We start from the raw sequence: 12,311 nt of genomic DNA on the forward strand, positions 1-12,311 counted from the left end.
AAGCTTTCACCTTTTCTGGTTGGCAAAAGACCAACCTTAACGATTATTCTCACAACGCAGCTGGAGGCCACAAGCCGCTCATCTGTAGTTTTACTACTCGTATATACATTCGAAAGGCTGAAATGCCCGATGATTTGTAGTAAAACTACACGCCGCCGGAACAACCTCTCGGCAATCCAAGAATTTATATCGTCTGCCCACAAGGCCAGTCGCAAACTCAGGCAACCGATTCTGGAAGCCTTTCCGCCCTGGAGCAAGCCATGCAAGACCTCGATCCCGTCGAAACCCAGGAATGGCTGGACGCCCTGGAATCGGTTCTCGACAAAGAAGGCGAAGACCGCGCTCACTATCTGATGACCCGTATGGGCGAACTCGCAACCCGTAGCGGTTCGCAATTGCCTTACGCCATCACCACGCCATACCGCAACACGATCCCCGTTACCCACGAAGCACGCATGCCTGGCGACCTGTTCATGGAACGCCGCATTCGCTCGTTGGTACGCTGGAACGCGATGGCCATGGTGATGCGTACGAACCTGAAAGATTCTGACCTGGGCGGTCACATCTCCAGCTTCGCCTCCAGCGCAACCCTGTATGACATCGGCTTCAACTACTTCTTCCAGGCCCCGACCGACGAACACGGCGGCGACCTGATCTACTTCCAGGGCCACACCTCGCCAGGCGTTTACGCCCGCGCATTCATGGAAGGCCGCATCACCGAAGACCAGATGAACAACTTCCGCCAGGAAGTGGACGGTCAGGGCCTGTCGTCCTACCCGCACCCTTGGCTGATGCCTGATTTCTGGCAGTTCCCGACCGTATCCATGGGTCTGGGCCCAATCCAGGCGATCTACCAGGCACGCTTCATGAAGTACCTGGAAGCCCGTGGTTTCATCCCGGAAGGCAAGCAAAAAGTCTGGTGTTTCCTGGGCGACGGCGAGTGCGACGAGCCGGAATCCCTGGGCGCGATCTCGCTGGCTGGCCGCGAGAAGCTCGACAACCTGATCTTCGTCATCAACTGCAACCTGCAGCGCCTTGATGGCCCGGTTCGCGGCAACGGCAAGATCATCCAGGAACTCGAAGGCGTGTTCCGCGGTGCTCAGTGGAACGTGACCAAAGTCATCTGGGGCCGTTTCTGGGACCCACTGCTGGCCAAAGACGTCGACGGTATCCTGCAACGCCGCATGGACGAAGTCATCGACGGCGAGTACCAGAACTACAAAGCCAAAGACGGCGCGTTCGTGCGTGAACACTTCTTCAACTCGCCAGAACTCAAGGCGATGGTTGAAGACTTGTCCGACGACGAGATCTGGAAACTCAACCGTGGCGGCCACGACCCGTACAAGGTCTACGCGGCGTACCACGAAGCGGTCAACCACAAAGAACAACCGACCGTCATCCTGGCCAAGACCATCAAAGGTTATGGCACCGGTGCCGGCGAAGCGAAGAACACCGCGCACAACACCAAGAAAGTGGATGTTGAAAGCCTGAAGCTGTTCCGCGATCGTTTCGACATCCCGGTAAAAGACGAAGAGCTGGAAAACCTGCCGTTCTTCAAGCCAGAGCCAAACAGCGCCGAAGCCCGCTACCTGAGCGAGCGCCGCACTGCACTGGGCGGTTTCGTGCCACAGCGCCGCGCCAAGAGCTTCGACATCCCGACGCCACCACTGGATACCCTCAAGGCAATCCTGGACGGCTCGGGCGACCGTGAAATCTCCACCACCATGGCTTTCGTGCGGATCCTCGCGCAGCTGGTCAAGGACAAGGAAATCGGTTCGCGCATCGTTCCGATCATCCCGGACGAAGCCCGTACCTTCGGTATGGAAGGCATGTTCCGTCAGTTGGGCATCTACTCCTCCGTCGGCCAGCTCTACGAGCCAGTCGATAAAGACCAGGTGATGTTCTACAAGGAAGACAAAAAGGGCCAGATCCTCGAAGAAGGCATCAACGAAGCGGGCGCCATGAGCTCGTTCATCGCTGCCGGTACGTCGTACTCCAGCCATAACCAGCCAATGCTGCCGTTCTACATCTTCTACTCGATGTTCGGCTTCCAACGTATCGGCGACCTCGCCTGGGCCGCTGGCGACAGCCGCACCCGTGGCTTCCTGATCGGCGGCACCGCCGGCCGGACCACGCTGAACGGCGAAGGCCTGCAACACGAAGACGGTCACAGCCACATCCTGGCTGCCACCATCCCGAACTGCCGCACCTTTGATCCAACCTACGGCTACGAGCTGGCGGTGATCATCCAGGACGGCATGAAGAAGATGACCGAAGAGCAGCAGGACGTTTTCTACTACATCACCGTGATGAACGAGTCCTACCAGCAGCCAGCCATGCCGGCCGGTGTCGAGGAAGGCATCATCAAGGGCATGTACCTGCTCGAGGAAGACACCCGCGAAGCGGCGCACCACGTTCAGCTGATGGGCTCCGGCACCATCCTGCGTGAAGTTCGCGAAGCGGCGAAAATCCTGCGTGAACAGTTCAACGTCGGCGCTGACGTGTGGAGCGTTACCAGCTTCAACGAACTGCGTCGCGATGGCCTGGCCGTAGAGCGCAGCAACCGTCTGCACCCGGGTCAGAAGCCTAAACTGAGCTATGTCGAAGAGTGCCTGAACGGTCGTCAAGGTCCGGTCATCGCGTCTACCGACTACATGAAGCTGTTCGCTGAGCAAATTCGTCAGTGGGTCCCGTCCAAGGAATTCAAAGTCCTGGGCACCGACGGTTTCGGCCGCAGTGACAGCCGCAAGAAGCTGCGTCACTTCTTCGAAGTCGACCGTCATTTCGTGGTGTTGGCAGCCCTGGAAGCCTTGGCTGACCGTGGTGATATCGAGCCTAAAGTGGTGGCTGAAGCCATCGCCAAGTTCGGGATCAACCCGGAAAAACGCAACCCACTGGACTGCTGAGGAGACACTCTGTGAGCGAACTCATTCGCGTACCTGACATCGGCAGCGGTGAAGGTGAAGTAATCGAACTATTTGTGAAGGTCGGCGACCGTGTGGAAGCCGACCAGAGCATCCTGACGCTTGAGTCGGACAAGGCGAGCATGGAAATTCCTGCGCCCAAGGCCGGCATCGTCAAAAGCATCAAAGTGAAGCTGGGCGATCGCCTGAAAGAAGGCGACGAACTGCTGGAGCTGGAAGTCGAAGGTGCCGCTGCTGCGGCCCCTGCGGCTGCCGCTGCGCAGGCGCCAAAGGCTGAAGCGAAACCGGCTGCTGCTCCGGCAGCTGCCGCGCCAGCCGCAGCTCCGGCTGCCGCCAGCGTCCAGCAAGTGCACGTGCCGGACATCGGTTCGTCGGGCAAGGCCCAGATCATCGAGATCCAGGTCAAGGTCGGCGACACCGTCGCGGCTGATCAGTCGCTGATCACCCTGGAATCCGACAAGGCCAGCATGGAAATCCCATCGCCTGCCGCTGGCGTGGTCAAGAGCATCAGCGTCAAGCTCAACGACGAAGTCGGCACTGGCGACCTGATTCTGGACCTGGAAGTGGCGGGTGCTGCGGCCCCTGCTGCTGCCGCGCCAGCCCAGGCTGCTGCGCCTGCTGCCGCTGCTCCGGCGCCAGCCTCTGCGGCTCCAGCTGCACCGGTTGCCGACAGCGTTCAGGACATTCATGTCCCGGACATCGGTTCGTCGGGCAAGGCCAAGATCATCGAAGTCCTGGTCAAGGCTGGCGACACCGTCACCGCCGACCAGTCGCTGATCACCCTGGAATCCGACAAGGCCAGCATGGAAATTCCATCGCCTGCCGCGGGCGTGGTGGAAAGTGTTTCCGTCAAGCTGGATGACGAAGTCGGTACCGGCGACCTGATCCTGAAGCTGAAAGTCAAAGGCGCTGCGCCTGCTGCTGCCCCGGCAACCGCCGCTGCTGCTCCTAGTGCTCCAGCTCCAGCCGCCGCTGCTCCTGCCGCTCCGGCACCGGCACCGGCAGCACCAGCTGCTGCACCGGCCAAGCCGGGCGCCAAGGTTCATGCGGGCCCGGCAGTGCGCCAACTGGCTCGCGAGTTCGGCGTCGAGCTGAACGCCGTCGGTGCCAGTGGTCCGCACGGTCGCATCCTGAAAGAAGACGTGCAGGTTTACGTCAAAGCCATGATGCAGAAAGCCAAGGAAGCACCGGCCGCTGCTGCTGGCGCAACCGGCGGCGCGGGCATCCCGCCGATTCCGGTCGTGGACTTCAGCCGCTTCGGTGAGACCGAAGAAGTGCCGATGACTCGCCTGATGCAAATCGGCGCGTCGAGCCTGCACCGCAGCTGGCTGAACATTCCGCACGTGACTCAGTTCGATTCGGCTGATATCACCGACCTGGAAGCGTTCCGTATCGCTCAGAAAGCCGTTGCAGAGAAGGCTGGCGTCAAGCTGACCATCCTGCCGCTGCTGCTCAAATCCTGCGCACACCTGCTCAAGGAACTGCCGGACTTCAACAGTTCGCTGGCACCAAGCGGCAAGGCGATCATCCGCAAGAAGTACGTGAACATCGGCTTCGCCGTCGACACCCCTGAAGGCCTGCTGGTACCGGTCATCAAGAACGTCGACCAGAAGAGCCTGTTGCAACTGGCAGCCGAAGCCGCTGTGCTGGCCGCCAAAGCCCGCGACAAAAAGCTCACCGCTGACGACATGCAAGGCGCCTGCTTCACCATTTCCAGCCTCGGCCACATTGGCGGCACCGGCTTCACGCCGATCGTCAACGCGCCGGAAGTGGCGATCCTCGGTGTTTCCAAGGCAACCATCCAGCCAGTCTGGGACGGCAAAGCCTTCCAGCCGAAACTGATGCTGCCGCTGTCGCTGTCCTACGATCACCGTGTGATCAACGGCGCCGCTGCTGCACGCTTCACCAAGCGTCTGAGCGACCTGCTGGCGGACATCCGCACGATCCTGCTGTAACACCGGCCGGCCCTCCTTCATCGGAGGGCCCGTCGCGTTCCACGTTTTCCGAGCGCCACGCTCGTACCTCAACCCCGCCAGTTTGGCGGGGCTTTTTTTGCCCTCAAGAAAACCATCCCCATTCAGCATTCCAGGTAGCAGCTGTCGAGCTTGCGAGGCTGCGTTCGGCTGCGAAGCAGTCGTCAGATCAGAACTTGCGGTGCATCAGGTAGACCGCGTTAGCCGGTTTCACGACGGCTACGCCGCCGAACGCAGCCTCGCAGGCTCGGCAGCTGCTACAGGCCGCATTAGGGCTGAACTGACTGGCATTGGGCCCTCTCCCAAGTTTTATTCCTACATTCACGGCTTACGCCGCCTACAACTCGAGTCCACTTCCGCCCGATATTTTTCGCAAGCCAATAACTAATCTTAGTTGGTAGCCCCCCAATAGATTCTTCTACAACTTAATCTGCTTAGTTAGCATTACTTCGAATGGATTCGAACATGTTCAAACCAACTGTCGGCCCTATTATTGGCCACACAACAACTAACCACGTCCGCATTTTCTTGCGCGGCGAACTTCAAAACACTGCACCAGTATTTGCAGGCATTCGTTATCGACGAACAGGCGAAGAGCGCTGGTCCCAAGGTGTATTTGCAAAGTTGACGATCTTGCGGGATATGTCCGACGTAATTGCACTCAACGAACTTGCCACCGACACCGAGTACGAATACCAGGCAGGCTGGTTCAGCCCCATGAGCCCGGTGCATACCGTGGAAACGGTTCAGGAACTGCCGCTGCAATGGCCGCGCGTCATCTACCGGTTTCGCACACTATCCAGCAAAGCCGCGATTCCACGGGCCTATATCGTCGGTTCCTGTCGCTACCTGCGCATGACCGCTGGCATCCCGTCTGCACCGTATCTGGGCGACAGGATTTTCGCCTCGATCACCCATCTGGCGCAGCAGGCCGAACCGCCCATCAGCGCCATGTTGATGACCGGCGATCAAATCTATGTCGATGACCTGAACGTCATTGCTCCCGACCGGGAATACAAGGCAATACTCAGTAAGTACCGCGCAGCTTTTTCCCAACCCAATATTGCAAAGTTAATGTCCGGCGTACCGACTTACATGATCCTTGACGATCATGAAATCGAAGACAACTGGCCCGCCAACGAAAGCAAGGCAGATGCCTACTTATACAAAAATGCCATCGCGGCGTATGAGTTGTATCAAGCCAGTCATAGCCCCACACATGAACTTCTTGCCAGCGGGCAAGTAAACAAGCAACTGCAACACTATTGGTATCAATTCGCCGAAGGCGATATCGAATGGTTTGTCACTGACAGTCGAACCCGACGCAACCTGTCGGCCAATGATCGACGCATCCTTGACGAAGAGCAGGAACAAGCCTTGTGCAAATGGTTGATTCACAGCCCGGCCAGGGTCAAGTTCGTGGTCACCAGCGTAATGTTCTACCCCGACCGCAAACTTCACGGTGATGACGCCTGGAAAGCTTTCCCGGAACAACGGCTACGACTGCTGGAGACCATTCGTACGCACCGAATAAAGAACGTCTTCTTCGTGTCCGGCGATGTCCATGGCTCCCTGACCAGTCGCCTGACCCACAGCGAAGACCCGGACTTCGCGGTGCACACCATCGTCTCCTCGCCTTTGTGCAACAGCAAACTGCTGCCGTATGCCAAGGCATCCACTTTCATCCTCGGCCAACCGTTGGCGCGAACAGCCGCTGGCGACTATCAGCATGAACTGACCAGCCAGGTGGTCAGCCAGGACAACTTTGCCCATCTGGTCGTTGATCAGGAGAAGGTTCAGGTCAACTATCACGACCGGGACGGCCAGCTGCTGCAATCGGTAGGCATTCCTTTGCGTTAAACCAAACCTGTGGCGAGGGAGCATGCTCCCGCTTGAGTGCGCAGCGCTCACAAGATTTTTGGGCCGCTGCGCAACCCAGCGCGAGCAAGCTCGCTCGCCACAGGGCTCCAAACGATTACTTTTAGCCATCCATTGGAGAAATCCTCTCTCCTGCCGACATATTCTTATAGCACTTGGCCTTCATGTCTCTTGTCAGTCACTGTCGCAATGATGCAACCTTGCCGCAGTTAACAGTACAGAGGGCGGAAGCCCGGCGCGATCAGCCTATTCGAAGTGAGTTCCCCTCCATATGAAGAGCCAACCCGATGCCGCCAGCCGTATGGTGGCCGAGGTAGTGACGCAGTTGCCTGTGCCCTCGCGGCTCGGCATGCTGCGTTTCGAACGGCTGAATGAAGCGAGCTGGGCGCTGCTGTTTCTCGATCCCAATTGCGAACGACAGTTCGGCCTGCCGGCTGTGGAGCTCTGTGCTCTGGTCGGCTCGCCCTACGCCAGCCTGATGGAGCCCGAAGCGCGCTATCAGCTGCATGACGCGGTTCAGCAACAACTCACCGAAAGCCCGCATTACCTGATCCGCTACACACTGCACACCGCCGCAGGTTCCTTGAACCTGCTAGAACTGGGCGAAGCCTACAAACAACACAATCGACACCTGCTACGCGGCTACCTGTTGGTAATCGACGGCTTGTTCGAGGGTGAGCAACTGCTGCCGGCCCTGGACCTGGAAACCCAGAACTCCCGCCTGCAAATCGCCCTGGAACTCAATCAGCGCGCCCAGCAGGAACAGCTTCTGCACCTGGACCGGGTGCGCGCCCAGCAAGACTTGATCCTGCTGCTGACCCGCCAGCGCTATAGCAGTAACAACTCCCTGAAAGAAGCCGCCGAACTGATCACTCGCAGCGCCTGTGACATTTACGAAATCGACTGCGCCAGCCTGTGGAACCTCGAAGGTTCACAGCTCGTGCCGATTTCGGCCTATCACCGCGCCAGCCAGGAATACCTGCTGCCGGAGCCGATGGACGTCAGTCTCTTCCCTGATTACCTGGATGCCTTGCAGACCGGCCGCGCCATCGACGCCCACAACGCCATGCGCGACCCGCGTACCCGGCAAATGGCCGAACACATGCGTCCGCGCGATGTGAATGCGATGCTCGACGCCAGCATTCGCGTCGATGGCCAAGTGGTCGGCGTACTCTGCCTGGAACAGACCGGTACGCCCCGCGCCTGGCAATCGGACGAAATTGCGTTCGCCGGAGAGTTGGCGGATCAGTTTGCCCAAGTCATCAACAACCACAACCGCCGCACCGCTACCAGCGCCCTGCACCTGTTCCAGCGTGCGGTAGAGCAAAGCGCCAACGCCTTTTTGCTGGTCAATTGCGATGGTGTGGTGGAATACGTCAACCCCAGCTTCACGGCGATCACCCAGTACACCACCGAAGAAGTCCACGGCCAGCGGCTGTCGGAACTGCCGGCACTGGAAAACCTCAGCGAGTTGCTGTTCGACGCGCCCTCGGCGCTGGCCAAGAGCAACAGCTGGCAGGGTGAGTTCAAAAGCCGCCGTAAAAACCTCGAACCCTACTGGGGCCAGTTGTCGATTTCCAAGGTTTACGGCGACAACCGCGAGCTGACGCATTACATCGGCATCTACGAAGACATCACCCAGACCAAGCTCGCTCAGCAGCGCATCGAGCGCCTGGCTTATACCGACAACCTGACCAACCTTGGCAACCGCCCGTCCTTCATCCGCAACCTCGACGAACGTTTCGCCCGAGACAGCGATACACCGATCAGCTTGTTGCTGGTGGACATCGACAACTTCAAGCGGATCAACGACAGCCTCGGCCACCAGACCGGCGACAAACTGCTGATCAGCCTGGCCCGGCGCCTGCGCAACAGCCTGAGCCCGAGCGGCAGCCTGGCGCGGTTCGCCAGTAACGAATTCGCCGTGCTGCTGGACGACACCGACCTGCGTGCGGGTCAACAGATTGCCAATCAACTGCTGGCGACCCTCGACAAGCCGATGTTCGTCGACAACCAGCTGATCAGCGTCACCGGCTCCGTAGGCCTGGCCTGCGCGCCGTTGCACGGCCGCGATCCGCAAACCCTGATGCGCAACGCCGGCCTCGCCCTGCACAAGGCCAAGGCCAACGGCAAACATCAGGTCCAGGTGTTCACCGAAGCGCTGAACGCCGAAGCGAGCTACAAACTGTTCGTCGAAAACAACCTGCGCCGCGCCCTGACCCAGAACGAGCTGGACGTGTTCTACCAGCCCAAGCTCTGCCTGCGCAGCGGTCGCCTGTTGGGGATGGAAGCGCTGCTGCGCTGGAACCATCCGGAAAAAGGCATGATCCGCCCGGACCAGTTCATCAGCGTCGCCGAAGAAACCGGCCTGATCATCCCCATCGGCAAATGGATCGCCCGCCAGGCCTGCCGCATGAGCAAAGACCTGACCGCCGCGGGCCTGGGCAATCTTCAGGTGGCCATCAACCTGTCGCCCAAGCAGTTCTCCGATCCGGACCTGGTGTCGTCCATCGCCAACATCCTCAAGGAAGAAGCGCTACCGGCAAACCTGCTGGAACTCGAACTCACCGAAGGCCTGCTGCTGGAAGCCACCGAAGACACCCACTTGCAGCTCGATCAGCTCAAGCGCCTGGGCCTGACCCTGGCCATGGATGACTTCGGCACCGGTTACTCATCGCTCAGCTACCTGAAAAAATTCCCGATCGACATCATCAAGATCGATCGCAGCTTCATCCACGAAATCCCGGACAACCAGGACGACATGGAAATCACCTCCGCGGTGATTGCCATGGCCCACAACCTGAAACTCAAGGTCGTGGCTGAAGGCATCGAGACCGCCGAGCAGTTGGCTTTCCTGCGCCGCCACCGCTGCGACGTCGGCCAGGGTTACCTGTTCGACCGACCGATCCCCGGCGTAGAGCTGATCGAAAAGCTCAAACGCTACCCGCGTGGCCCGCTATCGCTGTAACACAACAGCACCCTGTGGGAGTGAGCCTGCTCGCGATAGCGGTGTATCAGCGACAACGATGCAGACTGCCACGACGCCATCGCGAGCAGGCTCATTCCCACATTTTGACTAGTGATTAACTTGGCATCATTGGGCACACTGGCGGTCTGTGTATTTACATTCAAACCTGACTGAGAGGACTGATCATGGTTCTGCGCTCGGAAATCCTGGTGAACAAAAACGTGCTCCCGACTAAAGAACAAGCTCTGCCCGGCCGTGAAACCCCAATGACCGTGCCGGAAAAACACTTCGTCCACGACGCCCCGCTGCTGGGCCCATTCGCGATGGACGTGGATTTCGCGATCTTCGGCCTCGGCTGCTTCTGGGGCGCAGAGCGCAAGTTCTGGCAGCGCGAAGGTGTGGTCAGTACGGCGGTGGGTTATGCCGGCGGCTTTACGCCGAACCCGACGTATGAAGAAGTCTGCTCGGGCCTGACCGGCCACAGCGAAGTGGTACTGGTGGTCTACGAGCCGGCAAAAGTCAGCTATGAAGAGCTGCTGAAAATGTTCTGGGAATTGCACAACCCGACTCAGGGCATGCGCCAGGGCAATGACATCGGTACTCAGTACCGCTCGGTGATCTACGCCACCAACCCTGCTCAACTGGCGGCGGCCGAACACAGCAAGCAAGTGTTCCAGGCTGAGCTGACCAAGGCTGGCAAAGGCACCATCACCACTGAAATCGAAGAAGCCCCGACGTTCTACTTTGCCGAGGCGTACCACCAGCAATACCTGGCGAAAAACCCTGAAGGGTATTGCGGGATTGGCGGTACCGGCGTGACTTGCCCGATCTGACTTTCGGGCCCTGATCGTTCCCACGCTCTGCGTGGGAATGCAGCCCGGGACGCTCCGCGTCCCTACCGAAGTGGACGCGGAGCGTCCGTTGAGGCATTCCCACGCAGAGCGTGGGAACGATCACTGGTCAACTTTCAGCAATCAACCAATCCATCTGCCACCCACCCTGGGTCTGCCCCAACTTCTTGGACAACCACGGCAGCAACTCACGCAATTCCTCTTCCAGACCCCACGGCGGATTCGCAATCGCCAGCCCCGAGCCGTTCAGGCTGTTCGGCGTATCCAGCGGATGCACCAGCAACTCGACCCGCAACAACTTCGGTGCGCCCGTACCCGCCAAGTCCTGATAAAAACGCCGCAACAGGCGCTGGTCCTTCACCGGGTACCAGATCGCCGCCACGGTTTGGCGCATCCGGCCAATCGCCTCTTTCAGCGACGCCGCACAGCGCTGCATCTCATCCAGCTGCTCGAACGGCGGATCGATCAACATCACCGCCCGCTTCTCCTGCACCGGCAACATCGCACGCGGCACATGCCAGCCTTCGCCCAGATGCACCTTGACCCGACGGTCGCCAGCCATGTTGTCCTTGAGCAACACACCATCTTCCGGGTGCTTCTCGTTGAGCATCACCCGATCCTGCGGCCGCGTCAGCCGCCGCGCCAACTCCGGCGACCCCGGGTAATAGCGCAACTGGCCATCCGGGTTCATCTCGTGCAGCACCTTCATGTAATCAGCGGTCAACGCCGGCAGATCCGGCTGATCCCACAAACGCGCAATACCTTCCAGGTATTCACCGGTACGGCTCGCCTGATCGCCCTGCAGGTCATACAGACCAATGCCGGCGTGAGTGTCGAGATAGGCAAACGGCTGCTCCTTGCGCGACATCAAAGCGATGATGCGGGTCAAAGTCAGGTGTTTGAACACATCGGCGTGATTGCCGGCATGGAAGGCGTGACGATAATTCATGGCTGCTCCTGCGAAGGGCGGGAAGTTTACCTTGTACGGGGCTGGACGTCAGGGCCTCACAGCCGAGCGGACAGTTGCAGCACGCATAAAGGGGAAAACACACCTCAGCTAGGCCGCAACACGATCTGTAGCAGCTGGCGAAGCCTGCGTTCGGCTGCGCAGCAGTCGTAAACCCTGCCTGCACGGTGCACCTGAAACACCGCAAGCTCTGATTTTACGACTGCTGCGCAGCCGAACGCAGGCTTCGCCAGCTGCTACAAAAACGTGCGTATCAACTTAACTGAACAGCATCAGCGAAACCCCCCGGCGCTACTCCGAAGACCGAGCCTTCAATCGTCGTCCCAACACATCCAGCACATCACACCCATCCCGCAACGGAATGGCACAGAGCAAAGCAAAATCACTGAGAAGGAAGGACTGACACTCGATCGAACCGCGCATGGACAAGTTCTCCATCACTTGGGTGACGGCACGAATTCGGAAGTTGGCAGCGTCATACAAAACATCCCGCGGCGCTTGGGTGTCGACGAACAGGGTCGGCATGTCGTCGCAATTGCTGGTGAGTGCCATGAAGCGGCTTTGGGGATGGGGGGTTGGTTTTTCATAGGGAGGATCGGGATGAAGTGTTTTCATTTTTTGAGACCTTGATGGATAAATTCAAGCTACCAACGGCCTTTCCTACGGGCTTGGGTGGCAGCCGTGCGCGGGAGTAGGAAACTGAGGATCCACCAAACTCAGCCACGCCGAAGCGTGTCCCACGCACAGCCG

General features: G+C 59.1%; 7 protein-coding genes. 5 read left to right on the forward strand and 2 right to left on the reverse strand.

What is annotated here, in order from left to right; translation table 11 throughout:
* Positions 1 to 260 precede the first annotated feature (260 nt).
* The 5 genes from aceE to msrA all read left to right on the forward strand — a co-directional run bounded on the left by aceE (position 261) and on the right by msrA (position 10,576).
* Positions 261 to 2,906 (forward strand): pyruvate dehydrogenase (acetyl-transferring), homodimeric type, encoded by a 2,646-nt coding sequence (gene aceE / locus ACQ4OB_RS18400; RefSeq protein ID WP_074873054.1) that lies wholly within the window; start codon positions 261 to 263, stop codon positions 2,904 to 2,906.
* A gap of 11 nt (positions 2,907 to 2,917) precedes the next feature.
* The gene (aceF, locus tag ACQ4OB_RS18405; protein ID WP_430956175.1) at positions 2,918 to 4,879 is read left to right on the forward strand and encodes a dihydrolipoyllysine-residue acetyltransferase; all 1,962 of its coding nucleotides are present in this window, start codon (positions 2,918 to 2,920) and stop codon (positions 4,877 to 4,879) included.
* Positions 4,880 to 5,362: 483 nt separating this feature from the next.
* Entirely contained in the window at positions 5,363 to 6,757 is a 1,395-nt protein-coding gene (locus ACQ4OB_RS18410; RefSeq protein WP_102616446.1) for an alkaline phosphatase D family protein, read from the forward strand.
* Between the two features lie 289 nt (positions 6,758 to 7,046).
* Positions 7,047 to 9,743 (forward strand): putative bifunctional diguanylate cyclase/phosphodiesterase, encoded by a 2,697-nt coding sequence (locus tag ACQ4OB_RS18415; RefSeq protein ID WP_074873041.1) that lies wholly within the window; start codon positions 7,047 to 7,049, stop codon positions 9,741 to 9,743.
* 185 nt (positions 9,744 to 9,928) lie between these two features.
* Positions 9,929 to 10,576 carry a peptide-methionine (S)-S-oxide reductase MsrA gene (msrA, locus tag ACQ4OB_RS18420; protein ID WP_074873040.1) on the forward strand — a complete coding sequence of 216 codons (648 nt, stop codon included), beginning with the start codon at positions 9,929 to 9,931 and terminating at the stop codon, positions 10,574 to 10,576.
* Positions 10,577 to 10,703: 127 nt separating this feature from the next.
* Here the strand turns inward: msrA and ACQ4OB_RS18425 are convergent, their stop codons facing one another.
* Together ACQ4OB_RS18425 and ACQ4OB_RS18430 are read right to left on the reverse strand one after the other, a co-directional pair.
* Positions 10,704 to 11,543, reverse strand: a complete 840-nt coding sequence (locus ACQ4OB_RS18425) for a 23S rRNA (adenine(2030)-N(6))-methyltransferase RlmJ (RefSeq protein ID WP_076028900.1) — start codon at positions 11,541 to 11,543, stop codon at positions 10,704 to 10,706.
* Between the two features lie 309 nt (positions 11,544 to 11,852).
* On the reverse strand, positions 11,853 to 12,176 hold the full coding sequence (locus tag ACQ4OB_RS18430) for a hypothetical protein (RefSeq protein ID WP_430956176.1): 324 nt from the start codon (positions 12,174 to 12,176) through the stop codon (positions 11,853 to 11,855).
* Positions 12,177 to 12,311: the final 135 nt, after the last annotated feature.

The organism is Pseudomonas sp. ES4 (genome assembly GCF_050586665.1).
Lineage (GTDB): Bacteria > Pseudomonadota > Gammaproteobacteria > Pseudomonadales > Pseudomonadaceae > Aquipseudomonas > Aquipseudomonas frederiksbergensis.